This is a genomic window from Acinetobacter sp. V89_7, assembly GCF_029967895.1.
In the GTDB taxonomy this organism is placed as follows: Bacteria; Pseudomonadota; Gammaproteobacteria; order Pseudomonadales; family Moraxellaceae; genus Acinetobacter; species Acinetobacter soli.
The window spans coordinates 63689-89720 of sequence record NZ_JASCAJ010000017.1 but is presented as its reverse complement, the minus strand read 5'-3'; the positions used below and the strand labels follow the sequence as shown (position 1 = coordinate 89720).

21 protein-coding genes, 1 tRNA gene and 2 pseudogenes are annotated in these 26032 nt (G+C 43.2%); 13 read left to right on the top strand and 11 right to left on the bottom strand.

Going from position 1 to position 26032, the window contains the following annotated elements:
- Positions 1-18: 18 nt before the first annotated feature.
- Positions 19-1317, bottom strand: a complete 1299-nt coding sequence (locus tag QLG00_RS01670; RefSeq protein WP_151765491.1) for an MFS transporter — start codon at positions 1315-1317, stop codon at positions 19-21.
- 75 nt (positions 1318-1392) lie between these two features.
- The gene (locus QLG00_RS01665) at positions 1393-2142 is read right to left on the bottom strand and encodes an SDR family NAD(P)-dependent oxidoreductase (RefSeq protein ID WP_004939687.1); all 750 of its coding nucleotides are present in this window, start codon (positions 2140-2142) and stop codon (positions 1393-1395) included.
- 186 nt (positions 2143-2328) lie between these two features.
- Here QLG00_RS01665 and QLG00_RS01660 point away from each other — a divergent pair, with 186 nt between their 5' ends.
- A complete protein-coding gene (locus QLG00_RS01660) occupies positions 2329-3231 on the top strand; it encodes a LysR substrate-binding domain-containing protein (RefSeq protein ID WP_151796733.1) in 903 nt (300 codons plus the stop codon).
- 10 nt (positions 3232-3241) lie between these two features.
- On the opposite strand, the pseudogene QLG00_RS01655 reads toward QLG00_RS01660, so the two are convergent.
- Positions 3242-3358, bottom strand: a pseudogene (locus QLG00_RS01655) (VOC family protein); the annotation flags it as partial.
- Positions 3359-3576: 218 nt separating this feature from the next.
- Between QLG00_RS01655 and QLG00_RS01650 the strand changes: the two are divergent.
- From QLG00_RS01650 to tcuB, 6 genes are all read left to right on the top strand, one after another.
- Positions 3577-4506: a LysR family transcriptional regulator gene (locus QLG00_RS01650; RefSeq protein WP_282470514.1), complete on the top strand. Its 930-nt coding sequence runs from the start codon at positions 3577-3579 to the stop codon at positions 4504-4506.
- Positions 4507-4774: 268 nt separating this feature from the next.
- Entirely contained in the window at positions 4775-6085 is a 1311-nt protein-coding gene (locus tag QLG00_RS01645) for an MFS transporter (RefSeq protein WP_004925205.1), read from the top strand.
- An 89-nt stretch (positions 6086-6174) separates the two neighbouring features.
- Positions 6175-6969 (top strand): substrate-binding domain-containing protein, encoded by a 795-nt coding sequence (locus QLG00_RS01640; protein ID WP_111812966.1) that lies wholly within the window; start codon positions 6175-6177, stop codon positions 6967-6969.
- Between the two features lie 131 nt (positions 6970-7100).
- The gene (locus QLG00_RS01635) at positions 7101-8030 is read left to right on the top strand and encodes a LysR family transcriptional regulator (RefSeq protein WP_282470394.1); all 930 of its coding nucleotides are present in this window, start codon (positions 7101-7103) and stop codon (positions 8028-8030) included.
- A gap of 103 nt (positions 8031-8133) precedes the next feature.
- Positions 8134-9540 (top strand): FAD-dependent tricarballylate dehydrogenase TcuA, encoded by a 1407-nt coding sequence (tcuA, locus tag QLG00_RS01630; RefSeq protein WP_282470393.1) that lies wholly within the window; start codon positions 8134-8136, stop codon positions 9538-9540.
- Complete coding sequence (gene tcuB / locus QLG00_RS01625) at positions 9530-10678, top strand: tricarballylate utilization 4Fe-4S protein TcuB (protein WP_282470392.1); 1149 nt, start codon at positions 9530-9532, stop codon at positions 10676-10678. The genes tcuA and tcuB overlap by 11 nt, the downstream gene beginning before the upstream one ends.
- Positions 10679-10701: 23 nt before the next feature.
- Here the strand turns inward: tcuB and QLG00_RS01620 are convergent, their stop codons facing one another.
- A complete protein-coding gene (locus QLG00_RS01620; protein ID WP_282470521.1) occupies positions 10702-10887 on the bottom strand; it encodes a hypothetical protein in 186 nt (61 codons plus the stop codon).
- Between QLG00_RS01620 and QLG00_RS01615 the strand changes: the two are divergent.
- Both QLG00_RS01615 and QLG00_RS01610 read left to right on the top strand, forming a co-directional pair.
- Positions 10871-11419: pseudogene (locus QLG00_RS01615) on the top strand (IS3 family transposase); the annotation flags it as partial. The gene QLG00_RS01620 and the pseudogene QLG00_RS01615 overlap by 17 nt on opposite strands.
- 252 nt (positions 11420-11671) lie before the next feature.
- Positions 11672-12580 (top strand): hypothetical protein, encoded by a 909-nt coding sequence (locus tag QLG00_RS01610; protein WP_282470391.1) that lies wholly within the window; start codon positions 11672-11674, stop codon positions 12578-12580.
- 344 nt (positions 12581-12924) lie between these two features.
- Here QLG00_RS01610 and QLG00_RS01605 read toward each other — a convergent pair whose 3' ends face one another.
- A complete protein-coding gene (locus QLG00_RS01605; protein WP_282470390.1) occupies positions 12925-13857 on the bottom strand; it encodes an IS5 family transposase in 933 nt (310 codons plus the stop codon).
- Between the two features lie 191 nt (positions 13858-14048).
- Positions 14049-14138: transfer RNA gene (locus QLG00_RS01600), tRNA-Ser, on the bottom strand.
- A 305-nt stretch (positions 14139-14443) separates the two neighbouring features.
- On the opposite strand from QLG00_RS01600, the gene greB reads away from it, so the two are divergent.
- Positions 14444-14920: a transcription elongation factor GreB gene (greB, locus tag QLG00_RS01595; RefSeq protein WP_208476677.1), complete on the top strand. Its 477-nt coding sequence runs from the start codon at positions 14444-14446 to the stop codon at positions 14918-14920.
- Between the two features lie 549 nt (positions 14921-15469).
- Complete coding sequence (locus QLG00_RS01590; RefSeq protein WP_119026271.1) at positions 15470-16582, top strand: transglycosylase SLT domain-containing protein; 1113 nt, start codon at positions 15470-15472, stop codon at positions 16580-16582.
- Positions 16583-16657: 75 nt separating this feature from the next.
- On the opposite strand, the gene QLG00_RS01585 is transcribed toward QLG00_RS01590, so the two are convergent.
- Both QLG00_RS01585 and ttcA read right to left on the bottom strand, forming a co-directional pair.
- Positions 16658-17041 carry an SCP2 sterol-binding domain-containing protein gene (locus tag QLG00_RS01585; RefSeq protein WP_004939712.1) on the bottom strand — a complete coding sequence of 128 codons (384 nt, stop codon included), beginning with the start codon at positions 17039-17041 and terminating at the stop codon, positions 16658-16660.
- 207 nt (positions 17042-17248) lie between these two features.
- Positions 17249-18154, bottom strand: coding sequence for a tRNA 2-thiocytidine(32) synthetase TtcA (gene ttcA, locus QLG00_RS01580; protein ID WP_025096236.1), 906 nt, complete (start codon positions 18152-18154; stop codon positions 17249-17251).
- 526 nt (positions 18155-18680) lie between these two features.
- Between ttcA and QLG00_RS01575 the strand changes: the two genes are divergently transcribed.
- Both QLG00_RS01575 and htpX read left to right on the top strand, forming a co-directional pair.
- Complete coding sequence (locus tag QLG00_RS01575) at positions 18681-19517, top strand: lytic transglycosylase domain-containing protein (RefSeq protein WP_282470389.1); 837 nt, start codon at positions 18681-18683, stop codon at positions 19515-19517.
- Between the two features lie 150 nt (positions 19518-19667).
- Positions 19668-20573: a protease HtpX gene (gene htpX, locus QLG00_RS01570; RefSeq protein ID WP_151791854.1), complete on the top strand. Its 906-nt coding sequence runs from the start codon at positions 19668-19670 to the stop codon at positions 20571-20573.
- Positions 20574-20616: 43 nt separating this feature from the next.
- On the opposite strand, the gene QLG00_RS01565 is transcribed toward htpX, so the two are convergent.
- The 3 genes from QLG00_RS01565 to QLG00_RS01555 form a co-directional block, all read right to left on the bottom strand.
- On the bottom strand, positions 20617-21192 hold the full coding sequence (locus tag QLG00_RS01565; RefSeq protein WP_004948887.1) for a DUF4112 domain-containing protein: 576 nt from the start codon (positions 21190-21192) through the stop codon (positions 20617-20619).
- A 33-nt stretch (positions 21193-21225) separates the two neighbouring features.
- A complete protein-coding gene (gene mgtE, locus QLG00_RS01560; RefSeq protein WP_282470513.1) occupies positions 21226-22524 on the bottom strand; it encodes a magnesium transporter in 1299 nt (432 codons plus the stop codon).
- Between the two features lie 148 nt (positions 22525-22672).
- Complete coding sequence (locus tag QLG00_RS01555) at positions 22673-25771, bottom strand: efflux RND transporter permease subunit (protein WP_282470388.1); 3099 nt, start codon at positions 25769-25771, stop codon at positions 22673-22675.
- Positions 25772-26032 lie beyond the last annotated feature (261 nt).

Genomic DNA, 26032 nt, shown 5'->3' with positions numbered 1-26032 from the left:
TGTCATTTTCTTTCCTTTTTAACGATTGACCAGTTTTGCTGGAACACGAGACACCAAGGTCGCACCGAACAACAGAACCGCGGTTATAATGAACATGCCGATGGCATTGGATCCCGTATTAGTCGTTACCCAACCGATCAAATACGGTGAGCAAAATCCGGCAAGATTGGCAAAACTGTTGACTGCTGCAATGCCAGCTGCGGCAGATACGCCACCTAAAAAGTTGGTAGGCAACATCCAGAACAATGATGATGCAGTCAGTACACCTGAAGCCGCGATACAGAGGAAAATCAATGAAACGGTCAGGTTAGAGACAAACAGAGTGGCCAGTGTCAGTGCTGCTGCACCTGCACACATCGGTATGATCAAATGCCAACGGCGTTCTCTAAAATGGTCACCACTGCGGCCCGCCATGAGCATTACAAAAATGGCACACATATACGGTAAGCTGGTGAGTAATCCGATATGCCAGTTATCGCTGATTCCGGAGTTACGAATGAGTGTGGGTAGCCAGAAGGTAATGGCGTACTGTCCCATCACCACACAGAAATAAATACCCGCCAGTAACCATAATCGACGGTCACGAACAAAATCTTTAATGCTGCCATGGCCTTGTTTGTGCTGGTTATCTTCGGCAATTTCTTTTTTAACCAGACTTTTTTCGTCGTCTGTTAACCAGTTGGCATCATTGACCGAGTCTTTAAGTATTGCTAAAACCAGAAGCCCAACCACAACCGTGGGAATGGCTTCGAGTACAAACATCCACTGCCAGCCGTGCCAACCGCGCACATTGTTCATCTGGTCCATAATCAAGCCCGAGATCGGACCGCCAATCATGCCCGAGATCGGAATGGCAATAAACCAAAGCACGGTCATGCGGGCACGTCGGTACGATGGAAACCAGTACGTGAGATAAAGGAGTAATCCCGGTGCCAGTCCGGCTTCTGCTACGCCCAGTAGAAAGCGCAAGGTATAAAACTGCCATTCTGTTTGTACAAAGGCGAAACAACCCGACAAAATACCCCATGTAATCATGATGCGGGCAATCCAGCGGCGTGCACCGACTTTATGTAAAACAATATTGCTGGGCACTTCACATAAAAAATAACCGAGAAAAAAGATTCCTGCACCTAAACCGTATACTGCTTCACTAAATTGCAAATCGTTCATCATTTGCAGCTTGGCAAAACCGACATTAACGCGATCAAGGTAAGCACAGAAATAACACAACATTAAAAATGGCATCAGCCGAAACGCAATTTTTCGATACGCAGATTTACGCACTGCATCCGATTCTTGAAAATAAACCGTATCCATTACTTGAGTCCCTGTATATGTGGCCACGCTATCCTCGTGTGGCCGTTACTCTATTTTAATTTTTGGTTTAAACCATTAGTGAATGAGCATCCCGCCATTGACATCTAATGTCACACCCGTGAGATAGGCCGACAAATCGCTGGCTAAAAATAGCGCAGCATTGGCCACATCTTGCGCTTTACCTAAACGGCCTAGTGGAATTCCGGCCAAAATATCATGGCGACGATCATCATTCATGAGTCCACCCGTGATATCGGTTTGGATGAGTCCGGGCGTAAGTGAGTTAACGCGAATATTATCTGCACCAAACTCGCGCGCCATCGCTTTGGCCAACCCCAGCACGCCTGCTTTGGCTGCACTGTAATGTGGTCCGCCAAAAATACCGCCGCCACGCTGTGCCGATACCGATGACAGGCATACAATACTCCCGCCTCCACTGGCTTTCATGGATGGGATAACCGCTTGAGACATGATTAATGTGCCGCGTAAACTCACATCGAGCACGCGATCGTAATCATTACGTTGAATATCGAGTGTTTTGATGGGCTGAGTAATTCCGGCATTATTCACCAAAATATCGATTTTTCCAAAATGCTGAATTGCCGCATCGACTGCCGCTTTGGCCTGCTCTTCATTGGCCACGTTTGCCGCAAGCCCAAGATGACCTTCGCCCAGTGCCTGCGCAGCGTGCTGGCTTTGTTCAAGATCTAAATCGACCACCACCACTTTGGCGCCTTGCTGTGCAAAAATTTCTGCTGTTGCACGCCCAATACCTCGTGCAGATGCTGCACCAGTAATTAACGCCACTTTTCCTTGTAGTAACATGCTCAATCCTCTTCGTTTAACTTTATTTGTGTGCTTTTGCGCTAGATTCGCTCTTTTCAGTGCAGGCAGCAATACGATAGAATTCAGCAAAGCATGAAAAAAATTCACGCCTAAAGATAATCAAAGCAAAATAAAACGCAAAAACCGGACAGAACTATGGATAGCCGTGAAAACAATTTTAATCAGATTCCGTCCATCAAAACCCTTCAGGCTTTTGAGCAAACAGCACGGCTAGGTAATGTGGCCAAAGCAGCAGACAATCTAAATTTAACGCCTTCAGCAGTGAGTCATCAGATTGCCAAACTAGAAGACATGATTGGACAAAGCCTGTTTATTCGCGGCGCACGCGGTGTCACGCTGACCCCGTCTGGAGAACGCTACTTTCACGAAGTGACCACCATTTTGCACAATCTGATGCTTGCCACAGAAAAAGCGGCAGATAAAAGCCCTAAAGACAGTCTGTACATTCACTCATCGCCAAGCTTTGGTTTGCTGTGGTTGTTGCCACGGCTTGAGGCGTTTAAAGAAAAATTTCCGATGCTACAGGTAAATCTGTCGTGCTCGTACGAAAACCTACACTTTACCCGAGATAAAATTGATATCGATATTCGACATGGTTTACCGAACTGGACGGGGGTCGAAATCAGAACCATTCGGAATGAACAGCTTGAGGTACTGGCCTCACCCAAACTTTTGACGAGAAGCCCGGTATACGAACCCAAAGATTTGCTTAAAAAGGAGCTGATTTTGTCACGCTCGACATTGGTGACTTGGCCGCAGTGGTTTGCCCATCAAGGTCTGAGTATTCCTGAATTTCCTTATACCTTTAGTTTTGACCGCTCTTATATGTCGCTTGAAGCGGCGACACACGGCTTGGGATTCGTGCTGGAAAGTAACTTACTTACTCAAAATTATCTGGATTCGGGCAAATTAGTGCGTGTTTTTCCCGATTCATTCTCCATTCCAGTTTCGGCACATCATCTGGTTTATCCGCGCACGCACCAATTTATTCCCAAAATCGAGATGTTTTTAAACTGGATTCAGGACGAGTTATTTTCGCAGAATTACACTCAACCCGATACGGCGTAAATTTAAGGTCTCAATCGGTATAGTTTGAAATTTCAATCAGATTTAGATCTGGATCGCGTATGTAAACCGAGCGAATACTGTCTAAAGCTCCGGTACGATTCACAGGCCCTTCGTAAATTGTAATTTGCGTTGCAACGATCTCCTAAATACTCTTAAAACCAGATACGTGAAAAGTCATGAAATATATTTTTGATCATAAGCGTACCACGGCGCAGTTGTGAATAGGTCAAATGAAGAATCTGTGGCTTGTTGCGTTTTTTAATCCTGCTATGATGCGGTATAACTGGCTGCGAAAACGGCAGTATCAGTCCAGTATTTGCATGGATCATGAGCGAAACGCTGCGTATGGAAATCAAACAAATTAAATATTTTTTAACCGTGGTTGAGGCAGGCAGTATTGGTAAAGCCGCTCAAAAGTTAGATGTCGGTGCTTCTGCCATTAGTCAGCAAATTACCAAGCTAGAACAAGAGCTCAGCATTCGTTTATTACAACGTAATGCATTTGGTGTGACTCCAACCCCCGCGGGTCTTGCTTTTTTAAAACACTCTCAATTAATTTTGCGTCAGATTAATTTTGCGATTGATGCAGCGCATTCAGCACGTCTGTCTGGTCATGTGAGTTTGGGTTTTCCGCCAACCATCAGTGCATTGATTGGCATCCCTTTAATGAAATTAATGTCTGAACGCTACCCTGATATTCGCCTAGAAATTGTCGAAACGCTGTCAGGCAATCTGATTCAGTCAATTAATTCGCGCCAGCTTGATATTGCCATTATTTTTACTCATGAAATTGATAAGCAATGGGCCATTCAGCCCTTGGTTAAAGAGCAAATGTATCTGATGGCACGAAAAGAAGTGCTGATCAAACATGGTTTATCGGATTGCTTGCAAACGGGCATTATTCAGTCACAGCAAATTGGGGATATTCCACTGGTCCTCCCCCGACAGCGCCACAGTTTACGTAAACTGCTCGAACACAAAATTGGTCAACTCAATGTGGTGTATGAGATTGATGGCCTACACCTGCTCATGGATAGCCTGATTCATCTGGATCTGGCCAGTGTCCGGCCAGGAAGTGCTTGTTTACAGAAATACAAGCACCAGATCCAGCTCTTAAAAGTGATTGATCCTGAAATCGAGCGAATTAATTATCTGGTCAGTCTGGCAGAAGAAGAGCTTTCGCCAGCAGCACTGGCAGCCAAATCAGCCATTAAAGCCTGTGTAAAAGAATTAATTCGCGCACAAATCTGGCCGTGTTCCGAACTCATTTTATAGAGGGTCATTAATTTTTCTAAATACCCAATTACTTTTAGACTCTCACTCCTTTTCTGTTTTTCCTCGTACATTCCTGCCACATGATAAATGAATTGTTCTTTATCAAACTTTGATAAGTCGTTTGAACTGGAAACACGGTATCGCCCTCTCTTACCAAAATATCTGCATGACGTTGTGTCACGATCAATACGACACCTTAAGACGGACCATGCGGTCATAAAAAAAGAGACACGTGATGGTTTCCATTTTTCAGACCAAGGAGGTCTTAATGGAACAGGTTGCTAAACGTAGTGCTACGTTTAAAAAAATTCTAAATGTCACCAGTGGCAATTTCTTAGAACAATATGATTTTTTTCTTTTTGGATTTTATGCAACCTATATTGCAGCCAAGTTTTTTCATTCAGAAAATGAATACGTCTCACTTATGATGACCTTTACCGTATTCGCGGCAGGTTTTTTAATGCGACCGTTGGGGGCGATTTTTCTAGGCGCCTATGTCGACCGCGTGGGGCGTCGTAAAGGTCTGATTATCACTTTAAGTTTAATGGCACTGGGTACTATTTTAATTACCTTTGTTCCAAGTTACGATGCGATCGGCATCATTGCACCCATCTTGGTGGTGATCGGACGATTATTGCAAGGCTTTTCTGCCGGTGTTGAATCCGGTGGTGTATCGATTTATCTGGCCGAAATTGCCACAGACAAAAACCGTGGTTTTATTACCAGTTGGCAATCGGGTAGCCAGCAAATTGCAGTAGTATTTGCAGCGTTACTGGGTTATTGGCTGAATTCGGTATTGAGCCATGCTCAGGTCAGTGACTGGGGCTGGCGTATTCCATTTTTAATTGGATGTTTGATCATTCCGCTTATTTTTGTGTTCCGTCGTACGCTGGAAGAAACAGAAGACTTTAAAGCACAAAAAACCCATCCGACGACCAAAGAAATTTTTAGCACATTGGCAAGCAATTGGCGCATTGTACTGGCCGGTATGATGATGAGTGCCATGACCACGACCACGTTCTATTTCATTACGGTTTACACCACTGTCTATGCAAAACGTACTCTAGAAATGTCGATCACAGATAGCCTTTTAGCGACTGTATTTGTAGGGTTATCCAATTTCTTCTGGTTACCTATGGGTGGCTTGCTTTCCGACAAAATTGGACGTCGTCCTGTGCTGGTCGGCATTACGACACTTGCAATTTTTACCAGTTATCCGGTTTTAAGCTGGTTGGTCAGTGACATTAGTTTTACCAACCTGATCATTGCACTTGCGTACTTCTCTTTCTTCTTTGGTCTGTATAACGGCACCATGGTTGCCACGCTGGCAGAAGTAATGCCAAAACGCGTACGTACCGTTGGCTTTTCTTTGGCATTTAGTCTTGCCGCTGCGATTTTTGGTGGCATGACGCCGATGGCATGCACCTTCTTGGTTGAGCACACTGGCAACCCAAGCACTCCGGCTTTTTGGCTCATGTTTGCTGCCGTATGTAGCCTGATCTCAAGCCTGTATTTATGCCGTGGTGCTAAAAAGAACAATCCTGACGCAGTTGTTGAACCGGCAAAACTGAGTGTCTAACACATCAGCATCATTTGAAAATTTTAATGAACAGCACGGCGTGCATATTGCAACCGTGCTGTGTTCTTGTGTCCTTCAAGTGAGTTACTATGAAAAAATCTCCGATTGTATTGAGTATGTGCTTAGCTGGTGCAGGTTTAGGCTCTACATTCACCCATGCAGACACGCTCGAAGTGATCAGCTCTGGCGGTTTTTATTCATCTATGGAAAAACTCATTCCATTATTTGAAAAACAAACTGGTCACACAGTTCATCTGTCTTCTGGTTCATCTATGGGTGCATCGCCCACTGCAATTCCAAACCGTCTCGATCGTGGTGAGCGTTTTGATGTGGTGATGCTGGCTGCTCCCGAACTCAGTAAGCTTGCAGAAAAAGGGTATGTCGATCCAGATTCACAACGTGCTCTGGTCAATTCAAGCATTGGCATGGCTGTTCCCAAAGGTGCACCAAAGCCAGACATTAGCTCTGCGGCAAAATTTGAACAAGTTTTACTCAATGCCAAGCACATTGGCTATTCAGCGAGTGCGAGTGGTACACACCTTGAAAAAGATGTTTTTCCAAGCTTTCCACCGGTCGAATACAAATTAATTTCGAGTAAAGCAGAAAAAGTCGTCGGCGACCGCGTTGCAAAACGTATTGCTGAAGGACAGTTTGATATTGGCTTCCAGCAAATTAGTGAAATCAAACCGTTTACTGGCCAATATGGTCAAGTTGATTTGGTCGGCCCGATTCCTGCGCCTTACCAAAAAGTCACGGTATTTGCTGCTGGCATTGGTAAACACTCTGAACATGCAAAAGCAGCAAAAGAACTGATTCAATTTGTAAAATCGCCTCAAGCGACACAAACGATTGAAGAACAGGGTCTTGAGCAGGTTAAACAATAAAAGCTCTAAAAGGCAGCATTTTGAGAGGATGTTGCCTTTATTCTTTCGGCGGTTTACGCAGCCTGATAGAACAAAATACAAAGCGATAAACCCGTGTAGAATAATGAACAAAGGACAATGTAGTATTTGCCGTGGAACTCAAACAATTAAAGTATTTTATTGCCGTGATCGAGTCTGGAAGTTTGGGTAAAGCTGCAAAAAATCTCGATATTGGCACTTCTGCATTAAGTCAGCAAATCTCAAAATTAGAAAGCGAGCTTTCTATTCGTCTTTTACAACGTACTACTTTGGGTACAGTCCCCACCCCTGCGGGTTTAGCATTTTTTCAACAAGTACAACTGGCGCTTAGGCACCTAGAGCATGCCGTAGATTCTGCGCATTCTTCACGCTTAAGTGGTCATGTGACCGTCGGTTTTTCACCAAGTGTGGCGGCTGTGATTGGCACACATTTTTTAAAACTCATGAGAAACCGTTACCCCGACATTAAAGTCCGTTTAATAGAAGGATTATCGGGTGATTTAAAAGCTTTAGTTAATGCAAGGCAGCTCGATGTGGCTATCATCTTTCGTGACGATGTCGATCCACAATGGGCTATTCAGCCTTTGGTCAAAGAGCAAATGTTTTTAATCTCGCCTAAAGAAGTGCTGAGTCAGTATCACCTTGAAAGTTGTATCGACATGCAAACCATTACGCATACACAGCTTAAAAAACTTCCCCTGATTTTACCGAGCCAACGACATGGCCTGCGCTTGTTGCTCGAACAAAAAATTCATCAACTTAAAGTGGCCTATGAGATTGATGGACTGCATTTGCTGATGGAAAGTATCAGCCAACTCGAAATGGCGACTATTCAGCCTGCGGGTGCCGCATTAAACTCACGCCAAGATTTATGTTTGCTACGCGTCGTTGAACCTGCCATTGAGCGTATTAACTATTTAATTAGTTTGTCTGAAGAAGAACTCTCGCCTGCCACTTTAGCCACTAAAGTGGTGATTCGTGCATGTGTAATCAACCTGATTCAAGAAAATCGCTGGCCCGGTGCGAAGCTTATAAACACTTAAGCCATTTGTATTTATTTTTACTAAACACCCATTCAAGCTGAGCCTCTCACTGCATATTGCCTTTTAAAGCTACATTAGCCTGAGCTAAAAAAGGAAGAAATCTATGCATGATGTGATTGTCATTGGGGGTGGAAATGCCGCACTGTGTGCCGCGCTCACAGCAAAAGAGAGTGGTACTTCTGTGCTAGTTTTAGAGGCAGCGCCTAAAGAATGGCGTGGTGGTAATTCACAGCACACTCGTAACCTCCGTTGCATGCATGATGCTCCTCAAGATGTACTGGTCGATGCCTATCCCGAAGAAGAATATTGGCAAGACCTACTTAAAGTCACTGCTGGCAAAACCAATGAACACTTGGCCCGTCTGGTCATTCGTAGCACGGCAACATGTCGCGACTGGATGCGTAAACATGGTGTCAATTTTCAGCCGCCGCTATCAGGTGCTTTACATGTTGCGCGTACCAATGCCTTTTTTATGGGTGGTGGTAAAGCCCTCATCAACGCCTACTACCGAAGTGCGCAAGCACTTGGTATTGAGATTTTATACAACACCAAAATTAAAGACCTCAAGTTAAATCAAGGACATTTTGAAGCTGCAATTGCAGAAGATGGCCGTGTGTTTCAAGCAAAAAGCTGTGTATTGGCCGCCGGGGGATTTGAGTCAAATTTAGAATGGTTAAGGGCAGCATGGGGACGAAATGAAAACGGCGAATGGCCTGCCGATAATTTCATTATCCGCGGAACCCGCTTTAATCAAGGTAACTTACTCAAATTTATGATCGATCGAGGCGCCGATATGATTGGTGATCCATCGCAATCGCACTGTGTGGCTGTAGATGCACGCGCACCGTTATATGACGGCGGCATCTGCACCCGTATTGACTGCGTTTCACTGGGAATTGTGGTTAATAACAAGGCCAAACGTTTTTACGATGAAGGCGAAGACTTCTGGCCAAAACGTTATGCGATTTGGGGTCGCCTTGTGGCCAAACAGCCACAGCAAATCGCCTATTCCATTATTGATTCAAAAGCCATTGGTCGCTTTATGCCACCTGTATTTGCGGGGGTAAAAGCAAATAGCATTCAAGAGCTGGCCGAAAAAATCGGGTTAGATGCAAAAACCTTATGCCATACCGTAGACGAATTTAATCAAGCCTGCGTACAAGGCACCTTTAACCATACGGTCTTAGACGATTGTACCACTCAAAATATCGTTCCCAACAAGACCCATTGGGCCGTTCCGCTCGATCGCCCGCCCTTCTATGCCTATGCGCTTAAACCCGGCATTACCTTTACTTATTTAGGCTTAAAAGTCGAAGACGATGCTGCTGTGCGTTTTAACAATAAAGCCAGCCGCAACTTATTTGTGGCAGGTGAAATGATGGCAGGTAACGTACTTGGTCAGGGTTATACCGCAGGCGTTGGCATGTCGATCGGCACGACCTTTGGACGCATTGCCGGAAAAAATGCAGCCCGCTATGCACTTTCACAAGGAGTTGAACATGAATGCTAGTACTCAAGCCCTAATTCCAGTTGTTCAGCTCTCTGAGCATGAGCAGGAAGTTCAAAGAGCGCTACAGATTTGTAATGCTTGTCGTTACTGTGAGTCGTTTTGTGCCGTGTTTGCCGCCATGACCAAGCGCCTTGAGTTTAATCAAGCCGATATTCATTATCTCGCAAACCTGTGCCATAACTGTGGTGCGTGTTTACACGCTTGCCAGTATGCCCCGCCACACGAGTTTGGGGTAAACATTCCTAAAGCGATGGCGCAAGTACGTTTAGAAACTTACCAAGAGTTTGCGACCCCGCAACCTTTAGGGCGACTTTATAAATCTGTGGGAATTCCTTTTATTTCGGTATTAACACTTATTTTCTTTTTATACATGCTCGCTATGGTGCGGTACAAAGGTATTGACCTGTTTGCAGGCTATCAAGGTAATTTCTATGCGATTTTACCGCATAACTTTTTGGCTCTATTGTTTGGAGCGACCTTTACAGTTGCCATTGTTTTACTCGGTATTGGAATTGGTAAATTTTGGCAACAAACATCTAAAGTCATTCACGGCAAAGTTGAGAAACCCGATCTGGTTCAAGCCTCTCAAAATGTGTTAATGCTTAAATATTTAGATGGTGGACATGGCAAAGGCTGTAATGAGCAAGATGACCGTTACACACACATTCGTCGTGTGTTCCATCACCTGACGTTTTATGGCTTTATGCTTTGCTTTGCAGCCACAGGTGTAGCGACTTTATATCACTATTTCCTTAACCTCCATGCACCTTATCCTTACCTAAGCTTGCCTGTTATTTTGGGTACGCTAGGTGGAATCGGCTTAGTGGTTGGGCCATCTGGCCTGCTCTATTTAAATCTTAAACGCCATCCACTGCATGGTGACCGCGAGCAAAAACCTGTAGATCGAGGCTTTATTTTCCTTTTAATTTTAGTCAGTGCTTCAGGCTTAGCGCTCATGGCATTTCGTAATTCTCCATACATGGCGCTTTTACTAATTTTCCACTTAGCAACAGTCATGACCTTCTTTATTACCATGCCTTTTGGAAAGTTCGCACATGGTTTTTACCGCAGCGCATCTTTACTCAAATTTGCCATTGAAACACGCCAGCATACCACCCAACAGGACACATCAGCTTAAGCTCAAAAGAATCAGGTGGAATATTATCTGAAATTTGATTCATGACCTGTTGTAGCACTTGATGAGTGCTGAGGCACTTCAAGCATTTCATCCAGTGCGTTTAAACATACCACAAACATCTGTTCGAGTAGCTCAATGTCGGCACGACTGGAAAAGCCGTGTAAACGGCGAAGTAAACTTCCTTCTGCACCTGACTTGGTGAAACGCAATTTTACTGCTGATCATCCTGACCAACTGTGGGTGGCTGACTTCACGTATATTCGAACCAATTCAGGCTGGGTGTATACCGCCTTTATTATTGATGTGTTCTCACGAGCCATTGTTGGATGGAAAGTATCTACACGAATGAATACAGATATGGTGCTCGATGCATTGGAGCAAGCATTGAATGATCGAGGCATGCCAAAGAGCGTGATCCATCATTCCGATAGAGGTGTGCAATATCTTTCCATCCGCTATACCAATCGTTTAGAAGCAGCAAATTTACGAGCATCAGTCGGTACGACTGGTGATTCATACGATAATGCTTTGGCTGAAACGGTGAATGGCTTATACAAAACAGAGGTGATTGAATATCTAAAAGCAGATTGGCAAGGTTTGGTAGATGTACAACTTGCGACATTAAACTGGGTGGATTGGTTCAATAAAAAGCGTGTACATAGTGCTCTAGCTTATGTATCGCCATTTGAGTTTGAAGCAATGTACTATGATAAGATGAGCCCGTTAGGTCAGGTGACCTAACTTTAATAAAAATCTCTCCGAAAAAACCGGTACGGTTCAGTTCTTCGTAGCAGATGAAATTGAAAGAAGTTTTGCAGAACGAATGGCATTATAATTGATTAATCAAAAAACCTGACATTAGCTTCTGAAGAGATCAAAAAGCAAAGCGTCCAAACTTTCACGTCACATCTTGTCGTGGGTTTTTATGCTAGTATTTTACGCTTCTTAAAAGTCATCTATTGTGTGTTTTTCAAACAGCCAAAGTAGCTAGTTATGACTTTACCACCCTCACAACAAATTGATTCGAATCTTGGTACTATTCTCAAAGCGTCAACAGTAGTAATTGGGCTAGGCACCTTTTTAGGCTGTTGTATCTTTGTGGCGTACTGCCTACATTTAAACTATTTCCCAGCAGGAGTAGCTGCTGGTGACAGCCTGATTTTTATTATCATTGCAGTCTGTTTTGGATTCTTTTATAGCATCATTACTGCTTGCCTTTTATCTGTAGGCGTATGTATTTCCTATTTAATCCTCAACCCGTTACTCACACTGTCAAGATTCCTTCGTCGAAAGTTCTCTCTCCAACAAACAACCTCTAGCTCATTAGAACCTTTTAAGTTTGTTAAACCCAATGCCATACATTGGATGCTTTGTTTATTTGGCATCATCTTTATCGGAGCATTCATATATCAGGATAAAACAATCAGCATCAACTTAATCTTATCTGTAATTTTGCTCTCTGTACTATGGACATGTTTTCAAGATAATGCAGTAAAACGTTATGCGTTACTAAATGAGCCACAGACAAGAGAAAACAACCTGAAGTTGACAAATCTCAATCGAGTTAAATATTTGTTTGCCGGTTGTATTTTTATCTTTCCAGTCTTATTTAGCGGTATAGGTGTCAATACGATGGAAGGAAGTATGAGATTTTCAAATCTTCAAAAAAGAGATACCTACGTCTTAGTTCAACCACCATATAGCCGTTTCCTCCCTGAAGAATACAAAGTGACAGAGCCGAAATATACAGAACCCAACTACACAACTTTCAAGGACATTAATGTCATGCTTACAGGGGTAGGACAAAAAACTATTATCCAGTTATCTCCTAAAAAAGGAAAGCTACCCCAAACTTTTGAAATTCCAAACGATAAGATTATTATTGTCCCTGCTCCAAAGTGAGCATAAAGAATACGAGGACGAAGGTATGATCATACCTTCGCCTGATTCGCACTAAGTCACTTCAGGCTTACAAATTCTAAAAGTAAACTTACAAATAGAAAAAAATCCCAAACCCTTGGGGAAGTAAATGGGATTACGACATTAATATTCCATTGGAGAAATGTATCATTAATCATGCTATTTATCACAAACTTAAAACAAAAATAAATATTCAATCACAAAAAAATACAGTTCTGTCTATACTGTATACTTCGCTATGATAATCCCCCCTAAAAATAATAGGATGTAAAAGGGCTTTGTTGCACAAACCTTTTAAAGGCTGATTTCACCAAGTCCTACCAAATTCAAGGCACAACTTGGGTGTTAGGTCTGCCTAAGTCCGTAAATTTATTTAATACTGCCACACGTGCATGAATCTCATTCACTTGACTTTGAAAGTTCCTAGCACTGAGTTTATCGCCCAATAATTTGATACAATGCATCTTGGTTTCAACCAAACTGCGCCGATGATAGCCAGACCACTTTTTCCAAAGCGTTCTTCCTAGACGTTTGATTGTTTTCAATAGTTCATTTCTTTCTAAAGATCCCAATTTCTTATCTTTCCATGGTCTTGCATTTTTTCTTGGAGGAATTACGGCATGTGCATGACGATCTGAAATCACTTGTCTGCACAATTTCGTGTCATAAGCTCCATCGGTATAAACAGAGTCTATTTCCACATCAGATGGGATTTGATTTAGCATATCACCCAAGACTTGTGAATCACTGACATTATTTGTTGTGAGCTGCACAGCTCGTATTTGCAAGGTTTTAGCATCTATACCAATATGAAGTTTGCGCCATTGGTGACGATATTCAGGCTGATGTTTCTTACGCTTCCATTCGCCTTCACCTAAAAATTTTAACCCCGTAGAGTCGACGAGTAGGTGTAACCCATCACGACTTTTCTGATAGCTTATCGCAATATCAATATGCTTTTGTCGTCTACAGAGGGTGGAGTAATCTGGTGCTGTCCAATTCAAATTACAGAGTTTAATGAGACTTTGAACAAAGCCAGTGACCATAGGTAAAGAAAGACGGAATAGAGATTTGATCATTAAACAGCATTGAATCGCTGTATCTGAATAAGTTTGATTTCGTCCGTGCTTGCCTTGTGGCTGTGCATACCATTGGGTCTTGGGATCAAACCAGATTGAAATATTTCCTCGCTTGATTAAAGCTTGGTTATACGAGGACCAATTGGTTGTACGGTAGATTTTAGGTGCACGCTTCTTCATCTGGAAATTATATTGCTGAAGAAGCCTTCAAGAATAGCTTTGTGCAACAAAGCCGATTTCAATTGTCCTAAGTGATCCGAATCAACACCAAATAATACCTCTCAATCCAAAATTTAATGTGGGGTAAGTTGAGGGGTAGAATTACAGCAAAAAAATAAGCCCTTGTAAAAACAAGGGCTTATTTAAATATTTGGCGGAAGCGGTGAGATTCGAACTCACGGAGGACTCACACCCTCGTCGGTTTTCAAGACCGGTGCATTAAACCGCTCTGCCACGCTTCCAATGGCGGCTATCATATAAATAAAAACACCACTTGGCAAATTATTTTTAATAAAAATCAGTTAAATGTTCAAAATAAGCACAATATGGGCATTTTTTCTCATGTTGAGTATTTGGTAGAATCATTTACGAGCAAAATCGGGCACTTTACGCACACAAAACACAAAACACAGCTTTTTTAAGACCTTCATTAATTTTTTGCTCGGACGAAATTATAAATGCGCACCCATGTGAAAAAAGTACTGCATCTAGAGCGCAGAGTGTAGTAGCTTTACACAGCAGTCTGACATGTATTTGGAGCAATCTCTTGAACCGCAAATTACTCACCTCAGAGGGTTATCAACGCTTACAAAATGAGCTTAACGATTTGGTGCGTAAAGAACGTCCTGAAATTACCAAAATTGTTTCGTGGGCAGCCAGTCTAGGAGATCGGTCAGAGAACGCCGATTATATTTACAACAAGAAAAAATTACGCGAGATTGACCGCAGAATCCGATATTTAACCAAACTTTTTGAAGTGGCACATAAAGTAGAGTACAGCCCTGAGCAAGATGGCAAAGCGTATTTTGGTGCTTGGGTAGTGCTTGAAAATGACGAAGGTGAAACCATTGAATTTCGGATTGTGGGGGATGAAGAAATTTATGGCCGTAAAGATTATATCTCGTTGCAGTCTCCCATGGCCAAAGCATGCTTGGGTAAATCCATCAATGATGAGGTGACTGTACAAACCCCATTGGGTCGGAAGATATGGTACATCAATTCGATTCGCTATCAATCAGGCTAATCGATACGGTACAAATGATTGATCATTAGAGCAGATACCCTACAGCTAATGCGTATCTGAATATTGCAAATGTAAGCCGAAAAACATGAATTTTGCACATAAAATAAACAGGATATTTTTGCTTTCGTGTCTTTGTTTACAGGCCTTACAAGCGCTGAAATAACCACCAAATTAAGTAAAATTATAATATTTATAACAGTTACCAACTTACAATTTGGTTACATACTGTTGCAGAGCTTCCTCTTTTACACCACAACTTCAGTGTATAAATTTTCTTCCCTTAGTAAATCATAGGCTTACATATCGCAAAGACTATTTTTTGACCTAAAAATTTGACAAGAGGTTTTTAGGCAATTATTATTCGCCCTACTTTTTATTTGGTTGTTTTTTAAACTTTGTAGTTTTTCTACATAGTTATTGTTAATCCCATGTCATCACGAATGACGTCATGAATGCCCATCCTCTTTGGATTTACCAACTTGAAAAAAGTTTTGTGTATTCGTTTTGCCAAAATTTTTTAGGGCGTAAATTATCTGTAGCGGAGACAACATGCACAGTAGTTCAACTTCTGGGTCGAGGCTTGGCCTAGACACTTTATTTTCTTCTCTCCCCTTGAAAGCGCTTGCATTAAGTACAATAGTGTTTCCGTTTCACAGTATTAGTGCCAGCAAAGCCCACCAGTATAATACGGTGGTTAATAGTAATACCCTCACTGTGGTTGCGGTCGAATCGCCTACTACAGTGTTTAAAGACGGTGAGTTTATTCATGGCTTTGGTTACGATCTGGCAAGAAATTATGCACAGAGCCTTAACGTTAAGCTCAAGTTTAAAACCGTCAAAGATGATGCGACTGCGTTAAAATGGATCAACGAAGGCCGGGCCAATCTGGCCATGACCACCGCAGATTTACACAGCATTGAAACCAAGCAACTGATTTCTTTTTCGGCCAGCTGTGGTGCAGACAGTACACTGACTCAAAATGGACTCAATGCATCGCTCAACTGGGTGTTTAAATATGCCGATGATCCACTGACACAGACTGCGAGCAGTTATGTGTGTCAAAGTAAGCAAAATGGCACCATGCAGCAATTGGCGTCATTTTATAACCGCAATGTGGTGCAGCCTGAATCGTGGGAAATTATTCAGCGCGATTTAAGTAACCGACTTCCGGTATATAAGGCAAGCTTTAAACGTAGCGCCGAGCAATACAATCTGGATTGGCATTTATTGGCAGCCATAGGCTATCAAGAGTCTTATTTAAAGCCCAACTCAGTCTCTCCCACTGGTGTTCGCGGTTTGATGATGCTGACCAATAATACAGCGCAGGCGATGGGCGTCAGTAATCGCAACGACCCCACCCAAAGCATTCAGGGCGGCGCAAAGTATTATGATCAAATGCTCAAGCAGTATGAAATGATTCCGTATCCAGATCGTAACTGGTACGCTCTGGTAGCGTACAACATGGGGCCAGGTGCAGTCGCTCAAATTCAAAAGCGCATTCAGGCACAGGGCAAAAACCCAAACCAGTGGCTTAACCTGTACAACTACCTAAATCGTAATCAGGCCAGCAATGGCCGCTACAGACAAGCCTTGCAATATGTTACGCGGATTCGTGCCTATTTGGAGCACATCAAGACTTCACCACGCTGGGTCGATGTTTAAGCCGAATTGATCATACAGATATAAAAAAAGCTTACTGCATCTGCGTAAGCTTTCTTTATACAAGGCTGGCGTAAATTAAGCAGTATGCTCAAGTACGCGTTTGAACAGATCTTTTTGCTCTTGGCTAGGCTTTGCAGTTTGTAAAGCCATCAACTGAGACATATCGCCCTGCACTTTGATTTTGCCTGTCATGAAGGCTTGCATTGCAGCCGCCATATCAAACTCTAAAAACACCTTACGAAGCGTCTCAGCATCCATGTTTAAAGTGGTTTTGGCATTCGGAGAAAGACCTTTATGAATTTTTCCGTTTTCCAAGGATACTTCGGTGGTGTTGTCTGCATTTGCAACAACAAGATTAATGGCTAAATTTGCAAGTGCTGGTGGTAAATTTAGATCACCTGCGTCTGCACTTAGTTTTTCAACAGTTGTAAACCAATCATCAGTTAAAAATGCAGGCATGATTATTCCTCAAGTCAATTTATTCAATTATGTGTGCTGTTTTTCCAGACAGCATCATGGTTGAAGCGTTACAGCTTTTGCCTTGTTATAGCATGATCTCTAAAAAGTCCGTTAACCTTTTTTGTATGAGTCCCTTAATTTTTAGAAGAATCACAATTTTTAATCAAAAAAAAGCGCTAACTTTTTAAGAGGTTAGCGCTTGACTTGTTAGTCAGCAGCAAAGCTGAGATTGACCACATCCAGTCGTTTTTTTAATTCTTCAGGTTCTTTAAAGTCGAGTTCGCGCTGTGAGTCCAAGGCTTCAAAATCAAACAGCTCACGATCTGCCAACTGCGATGGCGAGACATTTTGTAATGCGCCAAAAATACTGTGCAAGCGTTTTGGATACTGTTTGTCCCACTCACGTAGCATCTCGTTGAGCATGGCACGTTGCAGATTTTCTTGCGAACCACACAAGTTACACGGAATAATCGGAAACTTACGCATTTCAGCATATTTGATGATGTCTTTTTCTTCCACGTAGGCCAGCGGACGAATCAAAATATTCTTCTTGTCCGATGAAAGCAGCTTCGGTGGCATCGCCTTTAGACTTCCACCATGGAATAAGTTCAAGAAAAAGGTCGCGATAATATCATCGCGATGATGGCCTAAAGCCACTTTGGTCGCCCCAATTTCTTGCGCAAAGCCATACAGCGAACCACGGCGCAAACGTGAACACACCGCGCAGTAGGTTTTACCTTCCGGCGTAAGGCGTTTGGTAATGGTGTAGGTGTCTTTTTCAAGAATGTAATACGGAATATTGTTCTCTTCCATATAGCGTGGCAACACGTCTTCTGGAAAGCCCGGCTGTTTCTGATCGAGATTGACCGCGACAATATCAAAGTTGATGGGTGCAATGCGCTTAAATTGCAGCAAGATATCCAGCAAGGTATAGCTGTCCTTACCGCCAGAAACGCAGACCATCACTTTATCGCCGTCTTCGATCATTTTGAAATCACGAATCGCGTGACCCACTTGTCGACGGAGCTTTTTCAGTAAGCGATAATAGGCGGAGCTTGTAGGAAGCTCTGGCTTAAAATTAAATCCTGCTTCGGACTCAACTGGCGAGTACATAGACACACGTGACCCATAAAAAAAATACTGGGCAATTTTATATGATTCGCGCGTGAATCGCATCTATAGATTTTGAATTCTTTAAATTGTCATGATTTTGTATCATGCTTTTTTATTGTCCTGAAAAAAGTAGTTCTTTGAGCATTTTTTGCACAGAACGCTTATATTTTGGACTTTTCCACAGTTTTCCACAAAACCTGTGGATAAAATTGTGGATTTCTGGAGGCTTGACAAAGTGACTAGACGAAAAAATAAGGGTTTTGTTTAAATTGATCATTTTTTAACCAATTATTTTATTTTTTTAAAATCAAATGCTTATTAAAGTCAACCCAGCCATTTCAAAAAAAAATTTAATTTTTTTTTGATTAACATCCAAACAATAAAGCTTGATTTTTTCTGTCAAACAGTTGTGAAAAATTTTAGCTGTATATCTCATGTTTACGTTTTTTTTTTGCTACACTGGCTTACAAGATGTCACTACTTTTAGCGAATCACCTAAAGCGAATAACATAAAATGAAAAAACGCATGGATTCTTGTTTACCATTTGTTTGCTCTTTCTTACTGAGTTATGGCTGCATAAATACCGCCATCGCGGGACAGATGTTTATCTATAAAGATAAATCCGGCGCAACCTTGCTTACCAACCGTAAAAGTTCAGACCCTGCCTTAACCAAAGTCAAAGTTACTTATTACCCAGACAGTAATATTCACACCTACCGCAACTGGGGTGCCTCAGAAGCATCGGTTTTACCGAGCTACAGTAAAAACGTCAATGCTTTCGATCATATTATCCGTCAGGCTGCGCAGCGCCACGGTGTGTCAGAAGGCCTAATCAAAGCGGTCATGCATACCGAATCGGGTTTTAATATTCGTGCCCGTTCGCCCGTAGGTGCGCAAGGACTGATGCAACTCATGCCAGCTACAGCAAAACGTTTTAATGTGTCAAATGTATTTGATCCCGAGCAGAATATTTTTGGTGGTGCACAGTATTTAAGCTGGCTCATGAAACGCTTTAATGGCAATATGCAGCTGGTTTTGGCAGCCTACAATGCAGGAGAAGGGAATGTCGATAAGTATGGCGGCATTCCACCGTTTCGTGAAACCCAAGATTATGTAAAGCGTGTGACCAGCCGTTACCAAAATCTGTATGTTTCCTCACAAAGCTCAAGCACGGATAATCCGTTATCATCACAAATTATTGCCCAATCGGCAAACTATACACATTCCGATGCAAACACTGCCCCGAAATATACGCAGCAACGCCAGATTATTGCTCTTGAAAATGGCAGTTTTACCGATGCACCAAACACTTATGTGACCCGTAATGCAACGGCTTCAGCCCGAATTCAGATTTCAAATTAAGCACGTCGCCCACCCCTTACAGGATTTAACTTAAAAAAAGCTTAAATCATGTAATTGGTCTTGAATTTTCTTAGGATTCCCCTCATATTGAGAGCAATGATTTATGATGAATGAATCATAATAGGTTTTACTTATAAGAGGATTTTCTCAATGATGCGGATTGGTTTGTTTTTGCTAACCAACCTCGCGGTACTGGTTGTGGCTGGCATTATCTTGTCACTCTTCGGTGTCGGTAGTTACCATGGCGCGGGTGGCTTAAATCTAGGCAACCTTTTGGTCATCTGTTTTGTGTTTGGTATGGTGGGCTCTTTAGTCTCCCTTTTTATGTCGAAATGGATGGCTAAAAAAACCACTGGTACAGAACTGATCGATCCGAATGCGCCTCGTAATCAGGCTGAAGCATGGTTATTGCAAACTGTTGCAGATCTCTCTCAACGTGCGGGCATTAAGATGCCTGAAGTTGGTATTTTTCCGTCGTATCAATCGAATGCATTTGCAACCGGCTGGAACAAAAATGACGCATTGGTTGCCGTTTCTTCAGGATTGCTCGAACGCATGAACAAAGACGAGCTACGTGCGGTACTGGCGCACGAGATCGGTCACGTTGCAAACGGCGATATGGTGACACTGGCCTTGATTCAAGGGGTGGTCAACGCCTTTGTCATGTTCTTCGCGCGTGTGGTCGGTGATTTTATCGATCGTAATGTATTTGGTCGTCAAGATGGTGAAGCACCGGGCATCGGTTTCTTCGTTATTACCATCGTACTCGATATTGTATTCGGTATTTTGGCCTCAGCGATTGTAATGTGGTTCTCCCGTCAGCGCGAGTATCGTGCCGACGAAGCAGGTGCACGACTTGCTGGCAAACAAGCCATGATTTCGGCATTGCTTCGCCTACAGGCGGAATCTGAATTGCCAGATCAGATGCCAAAAGAAATGAAAGCGTTTGCAATTGCGGAAGGTAAGGAACAAGGATTTAGTCTTGCAGCATTGTTCCAAACTCACCCAAGTATCGAACAGCGTGTCGCAGCACTTCATCAGTTAAACTGTCCGTAAGTGTAGCCATTAAAAAAGCCTCCAGTTGGAGGCTTTTTTCACTTTATATTCCTTGGTACCACTGCCATACATAACTTAAACCGAACCACATTGCGACCAGTAGCAGCACCAGAAATACCAACCCGATCAAATCTGGAATATGCAACCAAATCCAGCTCACCACAGGATTACGCCAGAATGCAGAATGCTGCTGTTTGCGTTCTAACTGCTCATGTAAATAAGGATGCACCACATGGTCGTCACTATTAATCGCATACTCATCACGAATGTGCTGATGCACGACTTCTAGCGCTTTGCGGCTTGGTCGGATAAATATATCAAACACCGTGCCGGCCACTGGAATAAACCCGAGTATGGCATCCATGGCCGCCAGTTTGAGTACTGGCGTAAGTTTGTGTTGTGGCACCCCAATCTGCCGGGCTTTATGAATGGCATACAGCGTGAGTGCAAAGCCAGCGACATCGCCTGCAACCGGAATGGTACTCAACGCAGCATCGGCGCCCACCCCCTGCTTGGTAAAGGGAATACGCACTACACTGTCCATGATATTGGCAAACTTTGCCAAATCTCGCTCTAAGCGAATGACCTCTTGTTGGGATATTTTTTTTGGATTGGACATGGTGATTTCACTTCTTAAAACGAAATTAAGTATTTAAATTTGAGGCAACAATTGCGCCGCAATACATAAATAAATCACGACCCCTGTTGCATCACAAATCGAAGTGACCAAAGGCGCAGAGGCACTGGCCGGATCAAGATTCAAACGATTTAAAACAAACGGTAAACTCATACCAATTACACTGCCAATCAGCACAATCCCAATCATACTTAAGATCAATACCAAAGCCACCATGGCATCGCCACGAATATAGCCCAGCACTGCAACGGCCATCGCCATCGTAACACCAAGTGCCAGAGCCACCAGACATTCACGCCCCAAAAGCAGCAGCCAGTCTTTTAAGACCACATCACCTGTCGCCAATGCACGCACCATGAGCGTAGCCGACTGAGAACCTGCATTTCCGCCACTTCCCACCAGTAAAGGCAAAAAAAACACCAGTACAATATTCGATTCAATAATTGATTCGAAATGTGCAATTCCCAATCCTGATAGCAAACTGCCAAAAACCAGAATGACCAGCCAAAAAACACGTTTTTTATAAAGCTGAAACAGCGGCGTTTGTTTCAAATTAAGTGTAGGCGCAAATGCCTCCACCCCTGCACTTTTCAAGAAATCTTCATTGGCCTCTTCACTGGCGACATCCATGGCATCATCATAGGTCACTATTCCAACCAGCCGATGCTGCCGATCGATGATTGGTAACGCCAGTAAATCGTATCTGGCAATTTTCTTGGCCACATCGTCCTGATCATCATCGACATAAGCATAGACAATATCTGTAGCCATTAAAGCACCGACATTGGCATCTACAGGTGCCAGTATCAACTGATGTAATGAAATCTCACCTAATAACTGTTGCTGCTCATCAATGATGTACGACTCATAAATCGTTTCGGCGTCTGGGGCTTCTTGACGTAAAAAATCAATCGCTTCAGCTATACTCATTTTGGCGCGCAAGGTGGCATATTCCGAGGTCATAATCGCCCCTGCCGTACCTTCTTGATACTCTGCCAGCCGGCGCAGATCTTCACGCTTGGCTTGTGCCAGTGCAGGCAACAAGGCCACCTGCTCAGAGGGTGCCAAAGCCTTAAACACATCGGTGCGTTTGTCCGCTGGCATTTCTGTAACAATGGTCGCCAGATCGGCACGAGATAAAAGTTGTGCCAAACGCGCCTGATAAGCAGCATGCATCGCAGCATAAACTTTGGCGCGCTTGGGCAACTGCATTAAAATCAAACTGGATGACTCAACTGGTAGTTGCTCAAGTGCCTCGGCCACATCAATCGATTGCAGCTCATGCAGTAGCATTTGAGCCGCACCAATATCCATATGTGCCAAGGCATCGGCCAAGGCTAAGATATTTGGAGCCGTTTTCATTGTTTCTCTCCAAGTACTATGTTTATTTTTATAGCAGGTGGTTTCAACCCCACCCAGATTGTTCTGTTAAAGCAAATATAAAATTTAAAATGCTAACCGCTTAAGATGCCCTAGATTTTGTGCGTCCCATTGAACGAACCAATACATACATAAACGGAATAAAGATCAGCACCAAAATGGTCCCAAACACCACACCTCCAAACACACTATACCCGATCGCCTGACGGCTTAGCGCACCCGCGCCAGAAGAAAACATCAAAGGAATCACACCTGCACCAAATGCCAGCGAGGTCATCAAAATCGGTCTTAAGCGTAGTCCAGCAGATTTCAGTGCGGCATCAAGAATACGATGTCCTTGATTTTGCAAGTTAGAGGCGTACTCCACCATCAAGATCGCATTTTTACAAGACAACCCAATGGTCGTGAGTAATGCGATTTGAAAGTAAATATCATTGGCAAAATTAAACCAAGAACTAAATAAAATGGTGCCGCCTATCCCAAGCGGAATAGCAGCCATGACGATACTCGGAATCGACCAGCTTTCATAAAGTGCAGCAAGACACAAAAAGATAAACACAACAGAAATGACATATAACCACACCGCTTGGTTACTCGACTCGCGCTCTTGATAGGCAATGCCACTCCACGCCAATCCCACTTCTGGCATTTTATCGACCAGTTGAGTCAAACTCTGCATGGCTTGTCCCGTACTTGCACCGTTACCTGCATCGGCTTCCATTTCAAGTGATGGATACCCCATAAAGCGTTCCAGCAATGGAGGAGCACCGGTCCACTCAACCTGACTAAATTGTGAAAACGGTGTCATTTGTCCTTGCGCATTTTTAACATACCAGTAGCTTAAATCTTCGGGTTTCGAACGATATTGCATGTCACCTTGTAAATACACACGCTTGATTCGACCGCGATCAATAAAATCATTGATGTAACTGCCGCTCCACGCTGTGGAAATGGTCTGATTAATCTGTGCCACATCTAGCCCGAGTGCCATAGCCACTTTATGGTCAATCTTGATATTCAGTACGGCTTGATCGTCATTACTGCGTTTATCAATGTTGCGTAAATCCTGTGTGGCATCTTCTTGGTCTTGAAGTTGCTTAAAGGCATCCAACAGATGCTCACGGCCAAGTCCTTTTAAATCTTGCAGCCAAAATGAAATCTTGTCTGAATTACCCAATCCGCGAATCACAGATGGCATGAGTACAAAGATACGTGCTTGATTATCCTGACTAAAATACTGCATTGCACGCTCACGAATTTTCTGCGCGCTGTTTTCACTACCCTTTCGCTCATCCCAGTGTTTTAAAGACACATAGGCCTGCCCCAAGTTTTGTCCTGTTCCCGAATTGTTTCGTCCTTGAATTACCATAATACCGTTCAGATTGGCTTTTTCATGTTGCATAAAATAGTCTGAAATCTGCTTGCCAATCGCTTCGGTTTTACTCAGCGGTGTCCCCTGAGGCAAAGTAAACTGAACGCTCAATGCTCCCTGATCTTCTTGCGGTAAAAAGCTGGTTGGCAAATTCCGATATACCCATACAAAGGTCGCGATCAGCGCCACAAAGATTACCAGCGTGATGGCTTTGGTTTGAATACTACGCTTGGTTAAACGCAAATACTGATCTCTAAGTTGATCCAGCTTATGATTGAACCAATGTGCCCATTTAAACTCACGTTTGTGGGGCTTTAATAAGACTGCACACAGTGCTGGAGTTAAAATCAGTGCCACCATCAATGACAGCGCCATCGCTGCGACCAGCGTAATCGAAAACTGCCGGTAAATAATGCCCGTTGCACCACTAAAAAACGACATTGGAATAAAGACGGCGGTCAGTACCAAGGTAATGCCTACCAGTGCACCACTGATTTCCTGCATAGACAGGATACTGGCTTCACGTGCATCGACCTGTTGCTCATGCATTAAGCGTTCCACGTTTTCGACCACCACAATCGCATCGTCGACCAACAAACCAATCGCCAAGACCATGGCAAATAGCGTTAAGGTATTAATGCTCATGCCCAGCACTGCCAGTACGGCAAAGGTCCCCAAGATCACAACGGGCACGGTAATGGTTGGAATGAGCGTGGCACGCCAGTTTTGTAAAAACAGAAACATCACCAGTACCACCAGCACAATCGCCTCAAGTAACGTGCTCACCACTTGTTTGATGGATTCTTTTACAAATGGTGTGTCATCTCGTGGATACACAATAAAGTAACCATCGGGCAGATTTTTTTCGAGGCGTGCAATTTCCTGATACACCGCATCGGCGGTCTTCACCAGATTAGCACCCACTGCAAGTGATACCGACAAGCCCGCTGCCGGATAGCCATTGAGGCGGTTAAACACCTGATAGTTTTGCGCACCAATCTCGACACGTGCAATGTCTTTTAAATAGACAAAACTGCCATTATTGTTGGCTTTAACAATGATATTTTCAAACTGTTCTGGCGTTTTTAACAGCGAGCCAGATGTGACCTTGGCATTTAGGTATTGGTCGTCGGGTGCAGGTAAATCACCAATCGCACCTGCCGCCACCTGAGTATTCTGATTTTCCAGTGCAGAACGTACTTCACCAACGGTCAATTGATAATGCTGTAATTTAATCGGATCGAGCCAGATGCGCATGGCGTACTGAGAGCCAAACACATTAATTTCGCCCACGCCTTCAATGCGGCTTAAGTTCAGCTCGAAATTGTTGGTCAGATAATCTGCAATATCAATATTGCTTGATTTACCTGAGCGATCACCTAATCCCATCACCAAAAAAGAATCACTTAAGGACTTTCGAACAATCACGCCTTGACGCTGCACATCGTCTGGAAGTCGGTTTAGAGCTCCATTGATGGCATTTTGAACTTGGACTTGGGCCTGATCTGGATTGGTTCCTTGCTGAAAGTACAAACTAATTTGGCTGTTACCATTGGCATCACTGCTCGAACTAAAATATAGCAGATGATCAATACCCTTGATTTGCTGCTCGAGCACTTGAGTCACACTGTCTTCAACAGCCTGTGCATCTGCACCACTATAACTGGTCGAAACGACAATTCGAGGCGGCGCGATATCCGGATAACGCTCGACAGGTAGATTGAGAAGGGAAAATACGCCCACCGCCATCACAATAATTGCCAAAACTACAGCAAAAATAGGTCTATCAATAAAAAATCTGGATAGCATGATGGCGTGCGCTCAACATTGAGTGAATGACCGCAAAGATCATTCAGATTTTTAGGTACTAGCTGATACGCTGATCATCAATGAGCAACTCATGAAATACAAGCAGAATTTACAGAATCGTGTAGTAATTTATAACTTTGGATAAATCATGAAGATTTGGTAACTATAAGGCTAGTTTGGATATTTGAAAATTTGGTCGTCTTAATTGTTTCTTAAGCCAATTCCCTTAACTTTAGAGCAAATTTAATTGCTTAAAACGTT